Consider the following 21,969-nt stretch of genomic DNA (forward strand, 5'->3'; position numbering starts at 1 on the left):
AATGTGGCTCGACTCAGTCGAATCCGGGCAAGAACTCCCGGCCCGAATCATGTTCGCGACCATGCAGCGGTTGGGGCGCACCGAGGTTCCCGCGGTCATGAAGGTCATCTGCTATCGGCACCGCTATTTCGGCACCCCGCTTTCCGACCTCATCCAGGACGCCATGCGCGGACCGTCCTTCTGGACCGTCGCCGAACGCGAAATCTTCGCGACCAGGACCTCCCAGTCCAATGAATGCCCCTTCTGCGACTCCGCCCACCGGGGCATCGCGGGCGCGTATATCGCCGCGGATCTGGTCGATGCGGCCCTGGCCGACGGCGAAAACTCGCCCCTGCGCGCCGAAGCTCGCGCCATGCTCGAATTCGTCGGCAAAATGGTCCGTAATCCCGATGGCCTCACCCCGGGTGACGCCGACAAAGTCCGTGCGGCCGGCGTCACCGCCGAGGCGTTCGACGAAGCCATCTGGGTGGCAACCCTTTTCAACGTCATCAACCGCGTAATGAATACCGTGGGTGCTGAGGCGCTCGAAGCTGGCGAAGCCCAAATCGGCGCACGCTTCATCAAAGCCTTCGGTTACCGGACCCCACCACCGGTGCGCTACCTCTCCCGCGGCGCTTAGCACCGACGCAAGGGTGGCACACCGATCATGAACGCCAAACTCCCTATGCACCCGATACCGCAACTGAGCTTCGGTCAGGTCGACGGTTCGCGCAACGCGCGTTCCGCTTGCCGCTACCGACCCCATCGCTAGCCGCCGAAAGCGGATTTTACCGTTGGCGGGGCTATCCGAGTACCACTGTGCCGCAGATGGTCAGTATGGAAATCTGCGCGACAAGGCCGAGATCGCACCCAACGGATGGCGAGCACTTCGGCCGGGCGGACACCCGGTGCCGGGCGGGTTTACCAGCGACCGCGCCCGCTGAGCATTAGCTCAATCTCAACAACCCGCCGCTCCAACCGCGCCGAATGAATACCATCCGCAGCCTTCCGAGCGGCCTCGATGGTCTCTCGCGCCGCATCGAAATCCCGGTTCCGCGCATACGACTCCGCCAACCAAGTCTGATAGAGCGCCACCTCCCGCGCCCTATCTTTCGGAAAGCTGCCGATCGCCTGCTGTAGTAGGGGCCGGGCGCGTGCCGGATCGCCGAGTTCAACGAAGCACCTGCCCGCCATCACATCGATTTCGGACCGGTCCACCCAGTACACCCATCGAGGTTCCTCGACGTCAGCTGTCCGACGCTCGTAGATGTTGTCCACTGTGTCGAGGGCGCGCATTGCCCCCTCACGGTCACGGGCGCGCGCTGCGGCCCACGCCACTCGGTCGGTCAACAACGCGGCCGCGACCGGTGTCGCCCCGTGCGCTCCTCTGACCGCAGTCCGGGCGAGCAGGACTGCGTCGTCCGGCCGGCCGACGTTCGCGATTTGATAGCTCAAGCTCGAGAGCAGTTGGCCGGTGAGTACGCGATTGCCTGCCTGCCTGGCCGCTTTCGCGCCATTCAGATAGGTGTATTGGGCGTGCCCGTAGTACCCGGCATCGCTGGCTACCCATCCGACGAGCTGTGACAGCTCGCCAGCCGCGGTCAGGAGGCGACGGCCGATGTCGTCGGTATAGCTGCATTCGTTGATAACCGTTCGGAGGTCTTCGAGTTCCTTGACGACGAGCGGAAACAGGTCCTTACCACCCACCGTGTCATCGAGATGGCGAAGGTCGATGACGCGCTGCTCAACGTCGTCCGCAAGCGAACCCCCAACCCGGTGCCCTGCCGTCGAATGAGTGATCGGGGCGGAATCGGACACCAGCCATTCATGAGCCAGCCGGATCGGGTCATCCGGCGGTGCCGTCAACGCCGATATAGGGATGTTCAACGCACGCGAGTAAGCAACGATGTGCTCCTGCTTCACATCCCGCTGATCGTTCTCCAACATCCCAAGCATCGACTTGGAGAAATGAGTCTTGGCCGCGACGGCGGACAGACTGACCCCCTGCGATTCGCGGGCCAGCCGAAGCAGTGAGCCGGGCTTATCCATGGATCCGCGGTACCGATCTGTGGACGCTAGTGGACGCTGAACTTGTTCTGTGTCAAGCCTTCTCACACGAGACTACTACTCAGTGCACCTCATCGACGTTTCATCAAGAAGCCCGACGCCGTGCACGCGCCCGTAGCCCCGATGGCGGCCGATTCCTGTGTCTCAAATCAGTACGCCGCCATTCAGGGACCGGGCGCACCAAGCCGCAGTCGACGCACCGGAGGTCGGCAGATGCCGAACAACGAGCTTCAACAACGCGATTCGTTCGTAGGGCCACCCCGCAAGTACACAGGAGCGCCAGCCGAAAAGGTCGAACTCTTCGCAGAAGCGGTCCGGCAGTGGGGAACTGGTCCAGCGTCGACCGAATCGTCCCGGTGCCGGGGTGTCGAGTCCTCCGACACCGGTGACTACGAACCACCGACAGAGGTGCCCAATGGCGCACAGTGAGCCGAAAGCGAAGCTCTGCCCCCGCTGCACCCACGAGGACGCCGAGCCGTGCACCGGCATTTGCCGCTACTGCAAGACCGCTATCGAGCGTGCAAGCCGCGCAATCGTTCTCGCGCTACGCGACACCAACACCAGAACCAACCACCCGGCGGGATGGTTGCAGCACGACGACGGATCATGGGCACCCGTAGACGATCACGGGTTCATCGGCCAGACATTCGCATTCGCATCCGATGACCTTCACGAGTTCGACGAGCATGCCGTGATCACCGTCGAACCGATCTCGACCAACGACACCGAGGCCGACTAGCTGTGTCGACTACAGGAGTTGTATGCGCGACCGTCGCCGGGGTTGTGACATTGGGTGTCGTGGTCTTCTACCTACTGCCCTACCTCCTCGACCCCCCGGTGCACGTCGACGGGGAACGCCCCAGCACCGAAATACTCGCCCGCATCGCTCGCGACCGATGCCACCGCGCACCGGACTACCCGTACAGCATCGAGGAAGCGCGCCGCGTATTCCGTGCGCGCATCAACTGCGACGCCGACTCGTGCGGCGCAAAGCACGAGGCTGTCTGGACATTGATCGACGCGGGGGTGCTGCGACCGAGCACACGCGTCGAACGGTGATGAGACACTGACACAACGGCAGCGACGAGAAACGGAGGCATCGGCGTGGGGAATGACGAACAACTCGGTCTGGACTTCGAAGTCGAACAAACCGAGTGGGGTAAGTGGGTCGACCCCGACCGGCGTGCCGCGCAAGTCCGCAAGTTCTTGGATTACGCCGGGTTGCAACACATTCCATCAAAACCATGGCCGGAAGACTCGGCGGAGGTCGAACGGCTCAACCCCATTGTTGCGGGCCTGTTCCCAGATATGGCTACCGCAATGGCGCCCGAGAATGCCGACATGGCAGACGCTTTTATTTGCTTCATCGGTGCTTGCTTCATCAAGTTCGCGAGTGCGAAATGGGTCGAGTTCGAATGGTTCGGTCGCGAGAACTCGTTTTACGACCACGTCAATCCCGCTCTGCAGATGGGCACCTATGACGAAGACGTGGATACCGCGTGGGGATTGATGGACAGCATGATCAACTATCACCCCGAAGTATATGACGGCATGTTCTCGCAGATGGCCAAAGCGATTCGCGAATACGCGGCCGATCACGAAGAGAAACGCCACGAAGAAGCCTCGTCGGTGATGTGATGTGACCTGATAATTTTCGCTACACAATTCCACACCTCGGGGGGGTGGTTATCGCCATGCCGGACGGATACGACAAAGACCGCGATAGCGTCGACAACAACACGCGCGGAAGGTATTCGAAAACGGCACAGATCGATTCTTTCGTGATCGTGAAAATGGATACGTCCAGCAGTCTCGCACATACACGACACGCGCGGGCCGGACCGAGTTCGACAAGATAAGAGAACGCGACGGTCGCACTGACACCATTGAAGAGAAATCAGGGCGGGTCGACACCCCCAAAGATAAAAAGCAGCTGGAAGTCGTCCGCACCATCCTTGAAAAGGATGAGAATCACAAGCATATACTGAGAACAGTCGAAGGCGAGTTCATTTCGAAAGACGTGCAGTTACTCATCAAAGACCTCGAAGAACGATTTCCGGACCAGTTTACGCATCAAGTTATTTCGAGAGAGGATGCCCGGGAGATTTGGGCGCGAGGTCTGGAAAGGGAGCCGAGTCCACAACTCGAATTGCCCGGTGTCCGCGAGCAAGCGCGTGAGCAAAATGAACGACAGCGGGAGGCGCGGCAGAAGGCAAAAGAGCGTCAGGACCGGACGCGGATCGCAGAGCGAGAACAGCGGGCACGTGATAGAGAGTTAGCGCGGAGTGTCGGCCCGCGAGAGTTGAACGAGAAACGCGAACAGATCCGTGCAGATGTAGCGGAGCAGGCGCGGAAGATCGCCGAAGCTCGCCAAAAAGGTCAAGCACTGGAAATCGAGAAGATACGGGAGTCCCACGCCTGGATAACCAAAGACCTGTCCGACGTTCGCGAAATAGAACGCGCACAGACGCGAGAAATGCTCCGTGACGCCGAACTCGGCCGCGAACCAGCCCAAGAGATGGAAAGGCAGCTGGAGCGGAACTGCGAAGTGCAACGCAAAGACGTAACACGAGAGCTAGGGGAGATTGGCTCCACCATTGTGCGGGAAGACAAGCAACGCTACGAGCGCGAAACTGTCGAGAGGCAACGCGAACAAGTACGCGAAGTCCGCGAGCGTGCCGCACGGGAAGGTGTTCCGCGCGAAGTCATGCACGTGTTGGAAGTCAGCCGATTACAGCCCGGAGAGCAACCCAGAACACGCGAACATGAACGCGACCATAACGAGCACCGAGCGCGAGAAGCTGCCAGGGAACGCGAACGCGTAGCCGAGCGGGAACGGCAACGCGCGCTCGGCCGGGAACCTGAGCGATAGATGCGAAGGGCTGTGCCAGACGTACTTTGGTCGGATACCGTGCTGACATGCGGGTCTCCGTGCGGGCGCCAAATGTCGATGACAAGCGCGTGGACCCGGATACGATGAGTGGCAACAGTTCCTCGACGATCCTTCCGGCGTGGGCGCGGCAGTCGCCGCAGATGAGCGAGGTGCTGCCGTCGACGACGGCCACAAAGTAAGTGTCGCCTGAACCGCAGGTCTCGCCAACATCTCCAGACGGTCGTACTCGGCTTCCTTGGCCGCTGCCTGGTCGATGCGGGCGGTTGGTCGCGGGGTATCTGCGCGCCGCAAACCGGCTTACGGCGATATCGGGCCCATAGCGGGTCACGACTGCCGCTGCTTTGTCCGCGTTCGATCCGGCAGGTCAGTGCGGCAACCAGCAGTTCGGGGCCGGCCTGGGATCGTGACGAAAGTCTGACGGCGTGGCCTGGTTGCGGCGAATTTTGCCGGCTTGGCATCACAATCAGGGCATGACCTCGGTAAACGATGGAGTGGGTTGCGGGCGGGTTGGGCACAAGGGCTCGGGGTGGTGGTGATATGCGGGTATTGCTGACCGGGGCCGCGGGTTTTATCGGAACGCGCGTGCATCGGGAGTTGGTGGGTGCGGGGCATGAGGTGGTGGCGATTGATGTGATGCTGCCCGCGGCGCACGGAGTTGGTGCCGTTGTTCCGGAGGTCGTCCGGTTGGTCGACGTGCGTAATGCGGATGCGCTGGATTCGGTGCTTCGGGGGATCGATGTGGTTTGTCATCAGGCCGCGGTGGTGGGCGCGGGTGTGAGTGCGCAGGATGCGCCTGCCTTTGCGAGTCACAACGACTTGGGGACCGCGGTTTTGCTGGCGGCGATGGATCGGGCCGGGTGTCGTCGGTTGGTGTTGGCCTCATCGATGGTGGTTTATGGGGAGGGGCGGTATCGCGGGGCTCGGACCGTTGAGGTCGGGGTGCGCAGGCGCGGGGATCTCGAGAGCGGGATGTTCGAGCATCGGGATCCGGATTCGGATGAGGTTTTGTGTTGGGAGGCGGTGCCGGAGAATGCGCCGTTGCGGCCGCGGAGTCTTTATGCGGCGGCGAAAGTGGCGCAGGAGCATTACGCGTCCGCATGGGCGGCGGTAACCGAATCCGGGGTCACCGCATTGCGCTATCACAATGTCTACGGTCCCGATATGCCAAGGGACACACCATATTCCGGAGTCGCCGCGATCTTCCGATCCGCGCTGGAGGCAGGTGAGTCGCCGCAGGTTTTCGAAGACGGCGCGCAGGCACGGGATTTCGTGCATGTCAGTGATATCGCTGCGGCGAATCTCGCGGCCGTCGAATACGCGCATACCGGTTTCGTGCCGCTCAATATCGCCTCGGGACGTCCGATCACCATCGGCGCGGTAGCCACCACGTTGGCCGCGGCGCGCGGTGGTCCCGAACCGGTGATCACCGGACGCTATCGCCCCGGCGACGTGCGGCATATCGTCGCGAGCCCCGAACAAGCGCAACGCGTTCTGGGATTCACCGCGCAGGTGGCTCCGCACGACGGTCTTGCCGAATTCGCTTTCGCACCGCTGCGGGCGGTTGCCGGGGAGGGTGCGCCGGTCGCGTAGCTCAGTTTCCGTTGAGTGGTAGCCGAACTTCGAAGCGGCAGCCCTGCTCTCGATTCTCGGCGCTGATATCGCCGTGGTGGGCTTCGACCAGACCCGCGGCGATCGCGAGACCCATACCGCTTCCGGAGGACACGCCGTCGGACGCGACCGGGGAGCGCGCGGCGGTGCCGCGATAGGCGACCTCGAATATTCGTGGCAGATCTGCCTCGGAGATGCCCGGGCCGGTGTCGTCGACGCGTGCCCAGGCCTTGCCGTTGGAGGTGCCCGCGGATATCGCTACCTGGCCGCCGGGTGGGGTGTGCGCGATCGCGTTGGAGACCAGGTTGGTCAGCACGCGGCCGAGGGCTCGATCGCTCGCCGCGACAACGATTTCGGAGTCTGGCTGTTCCGCGCGCAGCAGGACTTCGGCGCGTTCGGCATTCGGTCGGTTGGCGGCCAGCACCTCGTCGATCAGCTCGCGCAGATCGACCGGCTCCAGTTCCAAACGCAATGCGCCCGCATTGATCTTCGACATTTCGAACAGATCGTCGACCATCACCGACAGCCGATCGGTTTCGCGCACAATCTGTTCCGCGTAACGCGCCACATCGTCGGTGCCGGTGACCACGCCGTCGGAAAGTCCCTCCGCCATCGCGCGGATACCGGCCAGCGGGGTCCGCAGGTCGTGGCTCACCCAGGCGACGAGTTCGCGGCGCGAGCGCTCCGCCATCCGTTCTTGCTCGCGGATCTGCTTCTCCCAGACGGTCTTTCGGGCCTGTTCTCGCCCGAGCAGTAGAGCGGCGGGCACGGTGACCGCCGCGACGACCGCGAGCACCACCGCCGTGCGCTCGAGTTCATCGGTGAACATCAACCCGCTGACCCCGATAATGCCCGCGAGCGTGGACAGCGTCGGGATCAGGACCAGCACGGCCATGCTCGCGGTCATGGAGCGATTGCTGGTGGCGCGCAGGATCGCCGCGCCGATGGCGACGATCGGAAGCGAACAGGCCAGCACGTAGCCGATCAATTGCAGGGTGTTCTCAGGCACTGGATTCTCCATTCCGGCCCCAGATGTAACCGCGGCCCCATACTGTCTCGATCCGGTGCCGGTCACCGAGTTTCGCCCGCAGCCGCTTGATATGCACGGTGACGGTGGACAGGTCGCCGAAATCCCAGCCCCACACCTTGGCCAGCAGTTCCTCCCGGCTGAACACCTGGTGCGGGTGGCGCAGCAGGAAGACGAGCAGATCGTATTCGCGCGCGGTCAGGTCGACCGGCCTGCCATCCACCAGCGCGGACTGGGAATCCGGCCGCACCTCGACCGCGCCGTCGCGCAGTACCTCCGTGCTCGGCTGCCGCGTCGCCTGCGAACGCCGCAGCACCGAGGCGACCCGCAATGCGAGTTCGCGGGCGCTGAACGGTTTGGTGACGTAGTCGTCGGCACCGGCCTCCAGGCCGAGCACGCGATCGTCCTCGTCGCCGAGTGCGGTGAGCAGGATGATCGGGGTGTCCGGACGTGGGCCGGAACGCACCGCGCGGCAGATCTCGATGCCGTCGGGGGCGGGCATCATCACGTCGAGGACGGCCAGTTCGACGGGGTCGCCGGTGGGTTCGGTGAGCTGTGCCATGGTCGAGGCGCCGTCCGAGGTCTCCACGACGGTCAGTCCGTCGCGTTCGAGATAGCGCCGCACCACATCTCGGACCAGCGGGTCGTCGTCGGCGATCAGAATGCTCATGGATTACCAATTCGTCAGGATCGTATGGGCGAGTACGAGCGTGCCGAGTGCTTGCAGAAATAGCCAGACTCGGGCGGTGGACCGCGGCAGAAACGCGGTCGCGGCGAGCAGCCAGACGTCGAACGGCAGCCAGATGCGCTCGGTCTCCGCCTTGCTCAGGCCACTGAGGTCTGCCACCGATATCGCGCACAATCCGGCCGCTACCAACAGCGCGGTCGCATCGTATGGTCCGCGCAGCGCGCGTGGTAGACCGGCGGCGCTGGCCAGGCCGACCGCGCAGCTGGTGGCTGCGAGATTCGCCCAGACCCAGTACGCGTACGGACGCTCGGAGGCGATGCCCTGGTAGTACCGCTCGACCACCAGGTGGTAGCCATCCAGCCACCAGAAACCGGACAGCGTGAAGGCAGCCACCACGATCAGCGCGCCGAATACAGCGGGTAACAGCGGCCGGACGGTTCGGCTCGCGACCAGGACCGCGACCGCGGGTAGCGCCATGATCACGAGGCCGTAGCTCAGGTAGATGCCGACCCCGAAGAGCACACCGGAAGCGACCGCGACCCACGGCCGCCGGATCCCGATCGCCAGCAGCGCCACCGCCCATGCCGTGACACCCGCGAACATGGCGTCCGCCGAAACCGCGATCCAAATCGCGGCGGGCGCTATCGTCAAGAACGGCAATGCCTTTCGGGCTCGATCCTCGGCACCGAGCGTGCGCAGCATGACCGCGACCGCGACGATCGCACTCGACCCGATCAGCACACACGCCAGTCCCGCCCAACCGCTGCCGCGCAGGCCGATGCGATCGAGCAGGACGAAGAACAGCAGGGCGCCGGGCGGATGCCCGGAGACGTGGGTCGTCCAGGAGTCTGGTTGGAAATCCAGGATGCGGCCGGAGAATCCGCGCAGCATGGCGGGGATATCGCGGACGCCGGGGACCTCGTACAGATATTCGTGGCCGTCGGCGAGTCGTCCGGTGAATCCGCGCTGCCAGCCGTCGATCATGGCCAGGGCGAAGGCCCAGGCCAGAGCGGTCAGCCAAGACACCGCGAGCAGCCGTCGCCAGGGCAGCGACTCGGCCATCGCGGAACCGAAACCGATGACCAGTATCGCGATCGCGATGGCCGGTACCGAACCCCAGCCGACATGCGGCAACCAGTTGCCGAAGATGGGGGCCGAGCCCGCGTAGAGCTTGCTCCGCCAGTGTTCGCTGGCAATTCGCGGAATCAGGAATGCTGCCAGGGTGAGTGCGGCGGCGATGCCGGCTCCCAGATACTCGCCACCTATCCGGCCGCGTGGCCGTGTCGCGGCCTCCGTCACGTCATGCACGAACCTCACCATAGGGCCGCAGCGCCTGGAAAACCGATGCTCGAGCGGTTCTGAATGTGGACGTCACTGTTTCGTCACCACTTTTGCGGCCTTGATTCGGCCGGGCTGGCCTAGCGTCGAGTAGGTGACCGAGACCCTCCACAACCCGGGCGGCGTGACCGTCGTCATCCCGTGCCGAGACGAAGCTGAGGCGTTGCCAGGTGTGCTCGCGGCCATTCCGGCCGGGTTCCATGCGCTGGTCGTGGACAATGGCTCGACCGATGCGACGGCCGAGGTGGCCCGCCGCTGCGGTGCCGCTGTCGTATCCGAGGCGAGCCCCGGGTACGGGGCTGCCGTGCAAGCCGGCATCGCCTCGGCCAGAACGGATTTGGTCGCCGTCCTCGACGGCGACGGCTCGATGGATCCGAGGGAGTTGCCGCCGCTGGTCGAACTGGTGCGTGCGGGTGCCGATTTGGCGGTCGGACGGCGTAAGCCGGTGCACCGCGGTGTGTGGCCGTGGCATGCGCGGCTCGGCAATCGAGTCATCGCCGGGCGCTTGCGTCGCCGATACGGGCTACCCGTGCACGATATCGGTGCCATGCGGGTGGCCCGCCGGGCCGCTTTGCTCTCCCTCGGACCGCTGCACACCCGCTCCGGCTATCCGCTGCAACTGCTGATCGGCGCCGCAGGGGCGGGGTGGCGTGTGGTGGAGCGCGATATCGCGTATCGGCCACGGGCGGGTGGAGTTTCGAAGGTATCCGGGTCGTGGCTCGGCACCGCGCGCGCCACTCGCGACTTCCTGGCGGTGCTGCGATGAATTACTCTCGCCCGTCGCCCGTGGCCGCGACACTGCTCGTGCTGGCCAAGGCCCCGATTGCCGGTCTGGCCAAAACACGTCTGACACCTCCGCTTTCGCCCCCTGATGCGGCTCGAGTAGCTGCGGCCTCGCTGCTGGATACCTTGGCGTCGATGTCGCGGAGTCCGGTCGCGCACCATGTCGTCGCGTTCACCGGAGAGCTCGCGGACGCGGAGTGTGCGGATGAGGTGGCAAGGGCGCTGACTGATTTCGAGGTCATCCCGCAGCGTGGTGCGTCTTTCGGCGAACGCCTGGCCAACGCGCACGCCGATGCCGCGCGATACGGGCTGCCGGTTTTGCAGATCGGCATGGACACGCCGCAGATCGGCCCGGAGGTGCTGAGTTGGGCCGCCCGCGAGCTGGTATTGCGCGGCGACGCACTGCTCGGTCTCGCCGACGACGGCGGCTGGTGGGCACTCGGGCTGCCGACACCCCAGGCGGCGCGCACACTCGTCGACGTTCCGATGTCGACCGATCAAACCGGCGAGCTCACCCGGGAGGCCATGCGGCGCTGTGGTCTTCGTGTGCGCTCGTTGCCGCGCTACAACGATGTCGATACCTTCGCCGACGCACTCCAGGTGGCGCGCGAATCCGATGGGCGGTTCGCGCGCTTGATCCACCAGCTGCACCACACCCTGCTGACACCCCGATGAGCGATATCTTCGATCTCGCGCTGGCGGGGGAGGACTGCTGGGTGCGCGATACCGACGGACGACGCCATCCTCTGCGCACCCGGCGTTGGCTGGGCTTCGACGCCGCCGACCGTTCGGCCGATGCCGCGCTGACCTGCTGTTGCGATGGACCGACGCTCGATCTGGGATGCGGTCCGGGACGGCTGGTCACGGCACTGCTGCAGCGCGGAGTCATCGCGTTGGGCGTCGACATCTCGCCGATGGCCGTGGCCACCACCAGATTTCGTGGAGCGCCCGCATTGCGGCGCGACCTGTTCGGACCGCTGCCCGGCGCCGGCCGTTGGTCCTATGCGATCCTGGCGGACGGCAATATCGGGATCGGTGGCGATCCGGCCCGCTTACTGACCCGCGCGGGTGAACTCCTGGCTCGCAATGGCATCGCGGTGGTCGAATTCGCCCGTCCCGGTGCCGGTGTGGTGTCGAATCCGATTCGGCTGGAGACGAGAGACCGAGTGGGGGAATGGTTTCCGTGGGCGCGGGTGGGGATCGATCGCGCGGAAGAGCTGGCCGCGGCGGCCGGGTTCCGCATGGTGACGGCGATGGAGGTGTCCGGTCGGCATATCGCCTGGTTGCGATCGGGCGGGCCCACTTCGAGTAGTCGGTGGGCGTTGTCATGAAGCGCGGCAGCTGGATGGAATCGCCAGCGCGATTTCGGATGAATTTCCTGGCTACCGCGCGCCCACGGGTGACAACCGCACGCGGACCAGCGGTCGCGAGTCGTGTGGGGATCGCGCTGGGCAGTGCGATATTGCTGTGCTTCGGCACCGGTTTGCTCAGCCACTGGATTCAGCATCCACCGAGCTGGTTCTGGTGGCCCGCGCATCCGGTCTGGCTGTATCGGGTAACCCAGGGCGCGCATGTGATCTCGGGTGTCGCCGCGATCCCACTGCTGCTGGTGAAGCTCTGGGCGGTGTACCCCAGACTGTTCCACCGTCCGATCATCGGTTCGGCTTTGCGAATCCTCGAACGCGGCTCCATCGCGATCCTGGTCGGCGCGACGATCTTCCAGCTGTCGACCGGGCTTCTCAACATCGCCCAGTACTACCCGTGGAAGTTCTTCTTCCCTACCGCGCACTACGCCATGGCCTACGTCGCCGTCGGCGCACTGGCCGTGCATTTGGCCGTCAAACTTCCCGTCATCCGGGACGCGCTGCAACATCGGCTGGTCGAATCCCCGACCGAGCCGCCTGCCGCCGCCGGCACGCGGCCGCACCTCTCGCGACGTGCGGTGCTGACAGGTGCCGGTGTCGCTGTCGTCGCAGCGGGGTTGGCCGTTGCCGGGCAGACGATTCCGTTCCTGCGCTGGGCTGCGGTGCTCGCGCCGCGCAGTGGGCACGGGCCACAGGGCGTTCCGGTCAACCGATCGGCCGCGGCAGCCGGGGTTGGTGACCGGGCCCGTGATCCCGAGTACCGGTTGACGGTCACCGTCGGCGATCGGCAGCGCCAATTCACCAGGGACGAACTGCTTTCCCTGCCGCAGACTCGGGCCGGCTTGTCGATTGCCTGCGTCGAAGGCTGGAGCGCGGGCGCCGACTGGTCCGGGGTGCGCCTGCTGGATCTGCTGGCGGCGGTCGGCGACTATTCCGGTGGCGATATCCGCTTCCGCTCGCTGGAGCAAACCGGCATCTACGGGAGTTCGATTCTGCCGCAACGTCATGCGGTCGACGACTGCACGCTGGTCGCCCTGACCATCAACGGCGAAACCCTCGATCTGGACCACGGCTACCCATGCCGTCTCATCGCACCCAACCGACCCGGCGTCCTGCAAACGAAATGGCTGTCCGAAATCGAGGTGCTGCCATGATCGCGGCCCGCATACTGCTGCTCCTCGTCGGCGGTTGGCTCGGCTGGTACGGCATCAGCGCGTTGTTCGACCTACCCCCGACAGATCTCGACTCGGTCGCGATCTGGTTCGCGGGCGGAATCCTCTTGCACGATGCGGTCTTCGCCCCGATCTGCGCCGCGGTCGGACTCACCGCTCGCCACCTGCTGCCGCGCACCTGGTGGGCCGTCACTGCCTGCGGCGCCATCTGCTCGGTCGCGCTGGTACTGATCGCCCTCCCGGTCCTCGACCGTGGCGAGGGCATGCCGAGCAATCCCACCATCCTGGACCGCGACTACCCCGTCGGACTGGCAGTGGCGTTGATCCTCGTGTGGTCGCTGGTTTTCCTCGCTCACGCTGTGGCCGGCCGGTCCCGCCGGGCCCCGCGCACACAACGGGATATCGGGCCTCCGGTCGCCGTGACAGACGAAACTCGGCCGCCGTAGCGAGGTGCTCTCGTCGCGCCGCTATTTCCACGAGGGAAGCGTCGGCAACGCACCAGTGAGCTCGGCACCGTCGGAACGACCGAGCAGCCACGCGAGCAAGGCGGAAGCGGGCCCGCGGACGGTGTGGTCAGGAGAACCACTCCCAACGGTCGCGGTGAAGTCCGTGTCAGTGCTCCGCACCTCGAACGCAACTGAAGGATCAGCCCCAGCGGCAATCCCCCTGGTCAAATCGGCAGTGGCCCGCGGAAGCAGCCGAGTGACGAAATCCGCCGGCCAGTCACCAGGTTGGTATCCGGCCGCCAAGTCGACATGATGGATCTCCACCTCTTGCAGCCGCATCCAAATGACCTCGGTCGCCGGAATCGGCCGCCCCTGCCTGGTCCGAACGGTTGCCGTCCAGGCCTCCTCGGGAGCGGACTGCGCAAGCGCCAGCCAGCGATTCGCCGCCGTTTCGTTATCGGCCAGCTGCTCGGCGAGTGGCCGCGGCGCACCCGCCTCGATATCGGCGTCCCGAATGAACATGCTGGCGTACTGCGGTGTTTCGATCCCGGTCCGCGCCCAGAGCAGCAGATTGACCAGGCTGTCGGCATTGCGTGCGAGGTGCGCGAGCAGATGTCCCCGCGTCCACCCGGGCAGCAGCGAGGGCACGGTCACGTCGTCGTCGAGTCCGCGGATGGTGTCGAGCAGACGGTTCGTCGCCGCGGCGACGGTTTCGAGCGGAACGGTGGTCTCCGGCGCGTCGTTGGTCACCGAACCGACCTTAGCGATATTCATCCGATCACCCATGGCGACAGCATGACACCAACTGGTCATTCGGACGTAGGGCTTTTGTCGGCTCTCTGCGATAGGCAGACACGATGAAAGCGCACCCTCGTATCACCGCGGTCGCCGTCCTCTGTGTGGGCGTGCTGGCCGCAGGCTGCTCGTCCTCGGATACCAAGGCCGACTTCACCGTGGCCAAGGACCAGACGCTGGTGATCTCCCTGGACGACCTGCTGGCCGCCACCGGTGGCACCGCCGCCGTGACGATCGCCGATCCGGAACACGGCACGCTGACCCGCCGCCTCGACGGCGCACTGGTCTACCAGCCGAAGCCGGGCTACACCGGCACCGACGAGCTGAAGGTCACCACCACCGACGCGGTTCGCCTGTACACCACCGACATTGCGCCGCTCGGCGAATTCGGCGGCACCACCGTGCAGGCCAGCGGTTACGGCTCGGCATGGACCCCGGTGCCCGGCGCAGCGGGCGAGTTCTACGGACTCACCGATCGCGGCCCCAATGTGGACGGTCCCGGAAAGAACGAGAAGCTCACCCCGACACCGGGTTTCGTGCCGAAGATCGGTCGATTCAAGCTGGTCGGCAATCGCGCGGTCCTGCAATCCACGATCGATCTGCGCACCGCCGACGGCACCCCGTTCAACGGTCAGGTCGACATCGCCGCGAGCACCGGCGAAACCATCAAGGACCTCGCCGGAAACGTTCTGCCGCCCACCGACCATGGCCTCGACCCGGAGGGCCTGGTCGCGTTGCCGGACGGCACCTTCTGGGTCTCCGACGAATACGGCCCGTTCCTGGTGCATTTCGACGCCAAGGGCGGCGAACTGGAGCGATTCGGCCCGGGATCCGGTCTGCCCAAGGAACTTTCGCTGCGCACCCCGAACCAGGGCATGGAGGGCCTGACCATCACCCCGGACGGCGGCACCCTCGTCGGCGTCGTGCAGAGCGGCCTGAATACCCCCGGCCTCGGCGGTTCGGCCAAAGACGTGCCGATGACCCGCATCGTCACCGTCGACCTGAAAACCAAGGCGGTCAAGGAATTCGTCCTCCCGCTACAGGATCCGAAGACCACCAAGGTCGCCGACTCCGAGATCACCGCGCTGAGCGCCACCACTTTCCTGGTCGACGAACGCGACGGCAACCTGCCCCCGAAGGCCGATAAGAAGCTGTGGACCATCGATATCTCCGGTGCCACCGACGTCGGTCCGGACTCGAAGGTTCCAGGCGCACAATACGATCCGGAACGCGGCGGACTCCAGATCGAGGGCAAGCCGCTGGAAACCCTGGTCGGCGCCGTCTCGACCGCCGACGCGACCGCGGCGCTGAAGAAAGTGGGCGTCACCCCCGCCGCGAAGACCGCGAACCTGGATTTCGTCGCCCTTGTCACGAGCCTGAACCCCGACGGCAAGTTCTTCGGTCACGACAAGATCGAGGGCGTCGCCACGCTCGACGGCGGTAAGACCCTCTACATCGCCAACGACAGCGATTTCGGCCTTGCCGCCAGCAAGGGTGACCAGCCGCCCTTCGGCCTGAAGCCCAAGACACTGCCCAACGGCCTGCAGGACACCGGCGAAATCCTCGAGGTGGACACCACCGAACTGCCCGCGAAACTCGACACCCACACGGTCGAGATCAAGGTCGACTAGCTCGAATCGCTCTCGACCCACTCGCGGCCTTCCAGAATCACCGCGGCCGCCAATATGATCAGCCACAGCGACATCGATCCGACCTGGATCCGCTGGGCGATACCGAGCGCGTAATTGCCGGTCAGGTTGTCGGCGACCAACATCCACACGGTCGCCGCCGACCCGATCACCAGCACCACCACGCCGGCCTCGCGCAGGATCCGCCAGCGGTGATATCGGAAAGCGGCCACGCTGAACGCGAAGGTAGCGATAGCGATGGTGGTGACCGCGATGGTGCTGGTCAGCGCGTGCGGCTGATGCAATTGCGGGAACAGCTCGCTGCCGCCGCCGCCGCATTCGGCGTTGTCCTGCGGGGTGCAATCGCGCAGCGGGAGCAGCACGTCGCCGATGGTCGCGGCGCCGAAGCAGAACAGCGCGACCCAGCCGATAGTGGTGAATCTGCGGCGCGGAAACAACAGCAGCCCGGCGATCGCGGCGGGCATCAGCAATGCGCCGACGATCTTGTCGGCGGTCGCGAACAACTCGCGATGCGGTTTGCCGACGGCATCGAGTTCGCTGAGGAACGAGTCGACCGGATCGACATCGATCTTCAGCACGAACTCGAGCAACCACGACGAATAGCTGAGTCCGGCGATCGCGATCGCGGCCGCGATGAGCCCGCAGGCCACCCGGACGTGTCGTTCGGCGAGGCTCCGGCTATCAGTCACTGGACCCATTCTCCGCCTCCTCGTTGGTCCGGTGATCAACAGTAGGTGCGTGTGTCCGCACCGTCCGGTCTTCCACACACCTCATTACCAACTCGAACACAGGGATCTGTCAGGTCCGTCGGCGATGGTCGGTAGAACTGAGGAGGTCCCCATGATCGGAATCACAACGGCCATCGCCGGAACGCTGGTGCTGACGGTAATGGCGGTGTCGGGCTACCTGGCCGCGCACGCGCCGCGCTCGCTGGTCCGGGTGCGTGAACGCCGCTGGTGACTGCTTGCAGGCTCCACAGATTCAGCTAGCGTCTCGCGGCCAATACGGTCTGGATCCGGTCGGCCGCCACAATGGCGTCCTCGTGTTCCCAGACCCGGATCACCAGCCATCCCTCGGCCGCCAGCGCCGCATCGGTGGCCCGGTCACGGGCCACATTTCCGCTCAATTTGTCCGCCCACCACTGCGCGTTGTTCTTCGGATCGGTCGCGTGCTGCGGGCACCGATGCCAGAAACATCCGTCCACATACACCGCGACGCGCAGCCGGGGAAAAACCAGATCCGCCCGCCGTCGCTGCCCGCGCAACGGCGCCCGATCGACGAAATAGCGCAGTCCGCGCCGATGCAATTCCCGGCGCAGCGCGAGTTCGGGCCGGGTTCCGGTCCGCCGCTGACGGGCCATCCGCGCACTGGTCGCGGCGTCGGTGAGCGGATGGCGAGCCGGGTTCACGACGTACCGAACCTCATGCCGCCCAGCCGCCCATCCGATCGAGATGACTTTCCACATCGGCCAGAAATCCGGGCGGGAACCGTAGATTGCCCATTCCGGTGCGCCGCAGGAAACCGGCGGTGGCACGCGCCGAGAGTAGTCGTGAATCGGTGAGGAAATGCTGCAGATCTTCGTACGGCTCGTGCACCGGCCACGTCGAAAGCGGCACCCGATAGGCGTTACCCGCGCGACCCCACGCGGCGACCGGCCACGGCCGCCCCGGCGGCAACGGCTCATCGCCGGGAATCGGGTCGAGTGGCTCGGCCAGCCGCGCGCCGACCCAGGACGCCATCCGCACGCTCACCGCATTCCCGATCAGCTTCCATCGGTGTCCGTGCCGAATTCCGGGCACCGTAGTCGCCGGTTCGGTCCAGTCGGCATCGAAGCCCTGCAGCCGCTCACCATCGACGACGCCCGGCGTGACGAGCTCGCCCGACGGCAACCGCACCGCGGGCGGACTCGCGATCCCCAGTGCCGAACCGCCTTTGAGCGTCGGGATCGCATTCACCGCCCAGCCGAGCCCGCGCACACCCTCGGTCCAGTAGAAGCCGCACGGATCCTGTTCCGGGTCACCGAGATCGAGCGGTCCGGCATCGTCACCGAACAGCACCCGACGCGGATCCTCGGTGCGCGAGGCCAGCATCAACACCCGCTGACGGCGCTGTGGCAGCCCGAACGCGCGCGCGTCCACCAACCGGTATGCCCAGGTGTAGCCGAGCTCTTCCAGCGCGCTCGTGATGTGCCGCATGGCGGCCCCACGACCCAGCTGCAGCATGAACGGCACATTCTCGATCAACAGCCAGCGCGGTCCACGCTGACGGCGCACCAGCCGGAACACCTCGTCCACCAGACCCGAGCGCGTACCCGTGATGCCCGCGGTGCGTCCGGCCTGCGACAGGTCCTGGCACGGAAATCCGGCGGCGACCAGCTCGGTCCCGGCGGGCAGGGCCCGCAGCCGAGTGATGTCCCCCTGCAACGGAATCCCAGGAAAGCGCGCGGCCAGCACCGCCCGCGCACCGGGATCGATCTCGCACAGCAGTTCCGTGTGCCAGCCGTGGCGCCCGAGGCCGAGCTCCAGCCCGCCGATACCGGCGAACAGCCCGACCATCCGCCCGCCCGTCACAGTCATCCCTTCTCGCGGTTGCTCGCGGATCGCTCGGAACCACCAGCGCTGCGTATCCGCTCAGCAGGTTACTCGAGCATCGAATGCGACGACCAGCGACCGCCACGGTAATGTGTCGAGCACTCGATCCGACCGGATGCCCCGAGCAAGGCTCACGGTCGAATCACGGTTTGCTCGGTCGTTCGATGACCTTCCACGCGCAGTTCCCGGTTTATCCCAAGAGTGACGCCAGGAAAGTGAGCGAAATGCAGATTCCGTCCACCAAGAACGGAAACTATCCCAACGTTGTCGTGACCAGTCTGGCGGCGACCACTTCGATTGCCGGTGATATCGACTCCACCTGGAAGGGCCTGCTCAACGGCGAGAGTGGCATCGATGTCCTCGAGGACAGCTTTATCGAGCAGTTCGAGCTACCCGTGCGCATCGGCGGACATCTGAAGGTCAAGCCTGTGGATTGCCTCACCAGGCAGGAGTCACGGCACCTGTCGTATGTGGAGCAGATGGCCGTGGTGCTGGCCCGTGAGGTCTGGCGCAATGCGGGCAGTCCGGAGGTGGACAAGAACCGCCTCGGCGTCGCTATCGGTACCGGCCTCGGCGGCGGCGAATTCATCACGGCCGCGCGCGACCGGCTACAGAACGGCGGCTATCGGAAGGTGTCGCCGCTGACCGTGCAGCGCATCATGCCCAACGGCTCGGCCGCCTGCGTCGGCCTGGAGCTCGGTGCGAAAGCGGGTGTGGTGACACCGGTCTCGGCCTGCTCGTCGGGCTCGGAGGCGATCGCCAATGCCTGGCAGATGATCGTGATGGGCGATGCCGACATGGTGGTCACCGGCGGGGTCGAGGGTTCCATCCAGGCCGTGCCGATCGCGGCATTCACCATGATGCGCGCCATGAGCACCCGCAACGCGGATCCGAGGGCCGCCTCGCGACCGTTCGACAAAGATCGCGACGGATTCGTCTTCGGTGAAGCGGGCGCGATGATGATCATCGAAACCGAGGAGCACGCCAAGGCGCGCGGTGCGACCATTCACGCGCGTCTGATGGGCGCCGGGATCACTTCCGACGCCTTCCATTTGGTCGCACCGGATGTCGAGGGCAAGGGCGCCGCGCGGGCGATGACCAGGGCCATGCAGAAGGCCGGAATCAGCAAACGCGATGTCGGCCATGTCAATGCGCACGCGACCGCGACCCCGATCGGCGATACCGCCGAGGCGCAGGCCATCAATGCCGCCGTGGGCGACCATGTTTCGGTGTACGCGCCGAAATCCGCACTTGGCCATTCGATCGGTGCGGTCGGCGCCTTGGAATCGGTGCTGACGGTGCTCTCGGTGCGCGACGGCATCGTTCCGCCGACGCTGAATCTGGATAACCAGGATCCGGAAATCGAGCTCGATGTGGTCAAGGGCGAGGCCCGACCCGGACGAATCGACTACGCCGTGAACAACTCGTTCGGTTTCGGCGGGCACAACGTCGCGATCGCTTTCGGGCGGTACTGAGCCGAATCGAGAAGGCATACCTGCTAGCCTTCCCGACACTTCGTTATCGACCTGTGTTCGGTGTAATCGCACGGCCCGAGTGCCTGCGTTGGCAAAAGGATAAGGCGATGATCGACGAGACCTTCGACGACTATTTGGACGATCAGGGCAATATCAAAATCCGTGGCGACAAGACCCTGATCGACTTCGTCGACAAGCACAGCGCGGAGAACGGCGACGAGCTCGCCTACCGCTACATCGACTACTCGCGCGAGCGCGACGGCGAGTACATCGAATTGACCTGGCATCAATTCGGCGTGCGGCTGCGTGCGGTCGCGGCCAGGCTGCAGCAGGTGACTCGGCAGGGTGATCGGGTGGCGGTGCTGGCCCCGCAGGGGTTGGACTACGTCGTCTCGATCTTCGCGGCGGTTTACGCGGGCAATATCGCGGTGCCGCTGTTCGATCCGGATGAGCAGGGCCACACCGATCGCCTGCACGCGGTGCTCGACGACTGCAAGCCATCGGCGATTCTGACCGTCGGTTCGGCCGCCGCGGGTGTTCGGAACTTTTTCCGGTACCTCCCAGCGGCCCAGCGTCCGCGGATTATCGCGGTGAACGCGATTCCGGACAGCGTCGGGTCGACCTGGGTGCGACCGGAAATAAATACAGACAGCGTCGCCTATCTGCAGTACACCTCCGGCTCCACGAGGAGCCCGGCCGGTGTCGAGATCACCCACCGCGGGGTCGGCACCAACTTGCTGCAAATGATCGATGCCATTGGGGTACAAGAGAATTCGCGTGGCGTCACCTGGCTACCCCTGTTCCACGATATGGGTCTGCTTTCGGTTATCCTGCCGACCATCGGCGGCGGATTCATCACGATCATGTCGCCGAGCGCTTTCGTGCGGCGGCCGTATCGCTGGATCAAGGAACTGGCCGCCGCCTCCGACGGCGCCGGAACTTTCGCGGCCGCACCGAATTTCGCATACGAACATGCGGCGGCCCGCGGTAGGCCGAAAGCCGATGAGGAACTGGATCTTTCGAATGTGATCGGGCTGATCAACGGCAGCGAGCCGGTTTCGGTGTCGTCGATGCAGAAATTCAACGAGGCATTCGCGCCGTACGGTCTGTCGAAGACCGCGCTGAAGCCCTGCTACGGCATGGCGGAGGCAACGCTGTTCGTTTCGGCGACCAGAGCCACCGACGAGGCGAACGTCGTCTACGTCGATCGCAATGAGCTCAACGCCGGGCGGATGGTGGAAGTGCCGAAGGGCACGGAGAATTCGATCGCACAGGTGTCCTGCGGTTATGTGGCGCTATCGCAGTGGGCGGTGATCGTCGATCCGGAAACCGGCATCGAGCGCGGTAACGGCGAAGTCGGCGAAATCTGGCTGCACGGCGACAATATGGGCATCGGGTACTGGGGTCGGCCGGATGAAACCGCCGCGATCTTCCACAACATCTTGGCGCAGCGACTATCGGAGGGCAGCCACGCACAGGGCACCGATCCGGACGCGAAGTGGATGCGCACCGGCGACTTGGGTGCCTACCTGGACGGCGAGCTGTATATCACCGGGCGGGTGAAGGATCTGGTGATCGTCGACGGTCGTAACCACTACCCGCAGGATCTGGAATTCTCGGCGCAGGAATCCGACGCCGCACTGCGGCCCGGATTCGTCGCGGCATTCTCGGTGCCCGCGAATCAATTGCCCGCATCGGTATTCGAACAGGGCAGCCATTCCGGCCTCGCCTTCGATGCCGATAACACCTCGGAACAGTTGGTGATCGTGGCCGAGCGCGGTACCGGTGCGGCGAAGCTGGATCCGCAGCCGATCGCCGATGTCGTGCGCGGTGCGATCGCACAGCGCCACGGCGTCACGGTGCGCGATCTGCTGCTGGTTCCGGCGGGCTCGATTCCGCGCACGTCCAGCGGCAAGATCGCCCGGCGTGCCTGCCGCACCGCGTATTTGGAGGGCACATTGCGCGGCGGCCATCAGCAGCAGGACTTCCCGGACGCGCCGGTTGATTCGGCGGATGTGACCGTCTGATCTCGGGTTGTACGACGGTAGAATCGAAGTAGCGGCCATCGGCGCCCGGGCATACCGGCGCCGATGT

At 65.1% G+C, this 21,969-nt stretch carries 22 protein-coding genes; 14 read left to right on the plus strand and 8 right to left on the minus strand.

All coding sequences use genetic code 11. The annotated features are described in order from the left end of the window. The first annotated feature begins 1 nt into the window (after window position 1). On the plus strand, window positions 2–619 hold the full coding sequence (locus tag ACQPXH_RS01865; protein WP_433600621.1) for a carboxymuconolactone decarboxylase family protein: 618 nt from the start codon (window positions 2–4) through the stop codon (window positions 617–619). 281 nt (window positions 620–900) lie between these two features. On the opposite strand, the gene ACQPXH_RS01870 is transcribed toward ACQPXH_RS01865, so the two are convergent. Next, complete coding sequence (locus ACQPXH_RS01870) at window positions 901–2,028, minus strand: helix-turn-helix domain-containing protein (RefSeq protein ID WP_433600622.1); 1,128 nt, start codon at window positions 2,026–2,028, stop codon at window positions 901–903. Between the two features lie 433 nt (window positions 2,029–2,461). Between ACQPXH_RS01870 and ACQPXH_RS01875 the strand changes: the two genes are divergently transcribed. The 5 genes from ACQPXH_RS01875 to ACQPXH_RS01895 all read left to right on the plus strand — a co-directional run bounded on the left by ACQPXH_RS01875 (window position 2,462) and on the right by ACQPXH_RS01895 (window position 6,529). Then, entirely contained in the window at window positions 2,462–2,785 is a 324-nt protein-coding gene (locus ACQPXH_RS01875; protein WP_433600623.1) for a hypothetical protein, read from the plus strand. A gap of 2 nt (window positions 2,786–2,787) precedes the next feature. Next, on the plus strand, window positions 2,788–3,105 hold the full coding sequence (locus ACQPXH_RS01880) for a hypothetical protein (protein WP_433600624.1): 318 nt from the start codon (window positions 2,788–2,790) through the stop codon (window positions 3,103–3,105). Window positions 3,106–3,150: 45 nt separating this feature from the next. Further along, the gene (locus tag ACQPXH_RS01885; RefSeq protein ID WP_433600625.1) at window positions 3,151–3,684 is read left to right on the plus strand and encodes a hypothetical protein; all 534 of its coding nucleotides are present in this window, start codon (window positions 3,151–3,153) and stop codon (window positions 3,682–3,684) included. A gap of 382 nt (window positions 3,685–4,066) precedes the next feature. Next, window positions 4,067–4,918, plus strand: a complete 852-nt coding sequence (locus tag ACQPXH_RS01890) for a hypothetical protein (RefSeq protein WP_433600626.1) — start codon at window positions 4,067–4,069, stop codon at window positions 4,916–4,918. A gap of 558 nt (window positions 4,919–5,476) precedes the next feature. Further along, window positions 5,477–6,529, plus strand: a complete 1,053-nt coding sequence (locus ACQPXH_RS01895) for an NAD-dependent epimerase/dehydratase family protein (RefSeq protein ID WP_433600627.1) — start codon at window positions 5,477–5,479, stop codon at window positions 6,527–6,529. 1 nt (window position 6,530) lies between these two features. On the opposite strand, the gene ACQPXH_RS01900 is transcribed toward ACQPXH_RS01895, so the two are convergent. The 3 genes from ACQPXH_RS01900 to ACQPXH_RS01910 are packed head-to-tail and all read right to left on the minus strand — an operon-like array spanning window position 6,531 to window position 9,570. Next, window positions 6,531–7,556 carry a sensor histidine kinase gene (locus ACQPXH_RS01900; RefSeq protein ID WP_433600628.1) on the minus strand — a complete coding sequence of 342 codons (1,026 nt, stop codon included), beginning with the start codon at window positions 7,554–7,556 and terminating at the stop codon, window positions 6,531–6,533. Further along, window positions 7,549–8,244, minus strand: a complete 696-nt coding sequence (locus tag ACQPXH_RS01905; protein ID WP_387295711.1) for a response regulator transcription factor — start codon at window positions 8,242–8,244, stop codon at window positions 7,549–7,551. Before ACQPXH_RS01905 ends, ACQPXH_RS01900 begins: the two co-directional genes overlap by 8 nt. A gap of 3 nt (window positions 8,245–8,247) precedes the next feature. Then, a complete protein-coding gene (locus ACQPXH_RS01910) occupies window positions 8,248–9,570 on the minus strand; it encodes a hypothetical protein (protein WP_433600629.1) in 1,323 nt (440 codons plus the stop codon). A 124-nt stretch (window positions 9,571–9,694) separates the two neighbouring features. Between ACQPXH_RS01910 and ACQPXH_RS01915 the strand changes: the two genes are divergently transcribed. Genes ACQPXH_RS01915 through ACQPXH_RS01935 form a run of 5 tightly spaced genes read left to right on the plus strand, consistent with a single transcriptional unit; the run spans window position 9,695 to window position 13,365 of the window. Further along, complete coding sequence (locus tag ACQPXH_RS01915; RefSeq protein ID WP_433600630.1) at window positions 9,695–10,366, plus strand: glycosyltransferase family 2 protein; 672 nt, start codon at window positions 9,695–9,697, stop codon at window positions 10,364–10,366. Further along, window positions 10,363–11,058 carry a TIGR04282 family arsenosugar biosynthesis glycosyltransferase gene (locus ACQPXH_RS01920; protein WP_433600631.1) on the plus strand — a complete coding sequence of 232 codons (696 nt, stop codon included), beginning with the start codon at window positions 10,363–10,365 and terminating at the stop codon, window positions 11,056–11,058. The genes ACQPXH_RS01915 and ACQPXH_RS01920 overlap by 4 nt, the downstream gene beginning before the upstream one ends. Further along, window positions 11,055–11,714: a methyltransferase domain-containing protein gene (locus tag ACQPXH_RS01925; protein WP_433600632.1), complete on the plus strand. Its 660-nt coding sequence runs from the start codon at window positions 11,055–11,057 to the stop codon at window positions 11,712–11,714. The genes ACQPXH_RS01920 and ACQPXH_RS01925 overlap by 4 nt, the downstream gene beginning before the upstream one ends. Window positions 11,715–11,752: 38 nt before the next feature. Then, window positions 11,753–12,901: a molybdopterin-dependent oxidoreductase gene (locus tag ACQPXH_RS01930; protein ID WP_433600633.1), complete on the plus strand. Its 1,149-nt coding sequence runs from the start codon at window positions 11,753–11,755 to the stop codon at window positions 12,899–12,901. Further along, window positions 12,898–13,365 (plus strand): hypothetical protein, encoded by a 468-nt coding sequence (locus ACQPXH_RS01935; protein ID WP_433600634.1) that lies wholly within the window; start codon window positions 12,898–12,900, stop codon window positions 13,363–13,365. Before ACQPXH_RS01930 ends, ACQPXH_RS01935 begins: the two co-directional genes overlap by 4 nt. 21 nt (window positions 13,366–13,386) lie before the next feature. Here the strand turns inward: ACQPXH_RS01935 and ACQPXH_RS01940 are convergent, their stop codons facing one another. Further along, on the minus strand, window positions 13,387–14,139 hold the full coding sequence (locus ACQPXH_RS01940) for a maleylpyruvate isomerase family mycothiol-dependent enzyme (protein ID WP_433600635.1): 753 nt from the start codon (window positions 14,137–14,139) through the stop codon (window positions 13,387–13,389). A gap of 83 nt (window positions 14,140–14,222) precedes the next feature. Between ACQPXH_RS01940 and ACQPXH_RS01945 the strand changes: the two genes are divergently transcribed. Next, the gene (locus ACQPXH_RS01945) at window positions 14,223–15,791 is read left to right on the plus strand and encodes an esterase-like activity of phytase family protein (RefSeq protein ID WP_433600636.1); all 1,569 of its coding nucleotides are present in this window, start codon (window positions 14,223–14,225) and stop codon (window positions 15,789–15,791) included. Here the strand turns inward: ACQPXH_RS01945 and ACQPXH_RS01950 are convergent. The 3 genes from ACQPXH_RS01950 to ACQPXH_RS01960 form a co-directional block, all read right to left on the minus strand. Continuing rightward, window positions 15,788–16,498, minus strand: coding sequence for a DUF998 domain-containing protein (locus ACQPXH_RS01950; protein WP_433600637.1), 711 nt, complete (start codon window positions 16,496–16,498; stop codon window positions 15,788–15,790). The genes ACQPXH_RS01945 and ACQPXH_RS01950 overlap by 4 nt on opposite strands. 296 nt (window positions 16,499–16,794) lie before the next feature. Then, on the minus strand, window positions 16,795–17,217 hold the full coding sequence (locus ACQPXH_RS01955; protein WP_433600638.1) for a very short patch repair endonuclease: 423 nt from the start codon (window positions 17,215–17,217) through the stop codon (window positions 16,795–16,797). A 13-nt stretch (window positions 17,218–17,230) separates the two neighbouring features. Continuing rightward, entirely contained in the window at window positions 17,231–18,385 is a 1,155-nt protein-coding gene (locus ACQPXH_RS01960; protein WP_433600639.1) for a DNA cytosine methyltransferase, read from the minus strand. 239 nt (window positions 18,386–18,624) lie between these two features. Here ACQPXH_RS01960 and ACQPXH_RS01965 point away from each other — a divergent pair, with 239 nt between their 5' ends. Together ACQPXH_RS01965 and fadD32 are read left to right on the plus strand one after the other, a co-directional pair. Next, window positions 18,625–19,875, plus strand: a complete 1,251-nt coding sequence (locus ACQPXH_RS01965; protein WP_433600640.1) for a KasA/KasB family beta-ketoacyl-ACP synthase — start codon at window positions 18,625–18,627, stop codon at window positions 19,873–19,875. 107 nt (window positions 19,876–19,982) lie between these two features. Next, window positions 19,983–21,902, plus strand: a complete 1,920-nt coding sequence (gene fadD32 / locus ACQPXH_RS01970) for a long-chain-fatty-acid--AMP ligase FadD32 (RefSeq protein WP_433600641.1) — start codon at window positions 19,983–19,985, stop codon at window positions 21,900–21,902. Window positions 21,903–21,969 lie beyond the last annotated feature (67 nt).

This window comes from Nocardia sp. CA-135953, assembly GCF_050955735.1.
Classification (GTDB): Bacteria; Actinomycetota; Actinomycetes; order Mycobacteriales; family Mycobacteriaceae; genus Nocardia.

Excerpts from the sequence above, each read along its gene's own strand:
- ACQPXH_RS01875 (WP_433600623.1), top strand. The coding sequence starts at position 2,462 with ATGGCGCACAGTGAGCCGAAAGCGAAGCTCTGCCCCCGCTGCACCCAC.
- ACQPXH_RS01895 (WP_433600627.1), top strand. The coding sequence starts at position 5,477 with ATGCGGGTATTGCTGACCGGGGCCGCGGGTTTTATCGGAACGCGCGTG.
- ACQPXH_RS01870 (WP_433600622.1), bottom strand. The coding sequence starts at position 2,028 with ATGGATAAGCCCGGCTCACTGCTTCGGCTGGCCCGCGAATCGCAGGGG.
- fadD32 (WP_433600641.1), top strand. The coding sequence starts at position 19,983 with ATGATCGACGAGACCTTCGACGACTATTTGGACGATCAGGGCAATATC.
- ACQPXH_RS01940 (WP_433600635.1), bottom strand. The coding sequence starts at position 14,139 with ATGAATATCGCTAAGGTCGGTTCGGTGACCAACGACGCGCCGGAGACC.
- ACQPXH_RS01920 (WP_433600631.1), top strand. The coding sequence starts at position 10,363 with ATGAATTACTCTCGCCCGTCGCCCGTGGCCGCGACACTGCTCGTGCTG.
- ACQPXH_RS01960 (WP_433600639.1), bottom strand. The coding sequence starts at position 18,385 with ATGACTGTGACGGGCGGGCGGATGGTCGGGCTGTTCGCCGGTATCGGC.
- ACQPXH_RS01905 (WP_387295711.1), bottom strand. The coding sequence starts at position 8,244 with ATGAGCATTCTGATCGCCGACGACGACCCGCTGGTCCGAGATGTGGTG.
- ACQPXH_RS01945 (WP_433600636.1), top strand. The coding sequence starts at position 14,223 with ATGAAAGCGCACCCTCGTATCACCGCGGTCGCCGTCCTCTGTGTGGGC.
- ACQPXH_RS01930 (WP_433600633.1), top strand. The coding sequence starts at position 11,753 with ATGAATTTCCTGGCTACCGCGCGCCCACGGGTGACAACCGCACGCGGA.
- ACQPXH_RS01935 (WP_433600634.1), top strand. The coding sequence starts at position 12,898 with ATGATCGCGGCCCGCATACTGCTGCTCCTCGTCGGCGGTTGGCTCGGC.
- ACQPXH_RS01965 (WP_433600640.1), top strand. The coding sequence starts at position 18,625 with ATGCAGATTCCGTCCACCAAGAACGGAAACTATCCCAACGTTGTCGTG.
- ACQPXH_RS01865 (WP_433600621.1), top strand. The coding sequence starts at position 2 with ATGTGGCTCGACTCAGTCGAATCCGGGCAAGAACTCCCGGCCCGAATC.
- ACQPXH_RS01925 (WP_433600632.1), top strand. The coding sequence starts at position 11,055 with ATGAGCGATATCTTCGATCTCGCGCTGGCGGGGGAGGACTGCTGGGTG.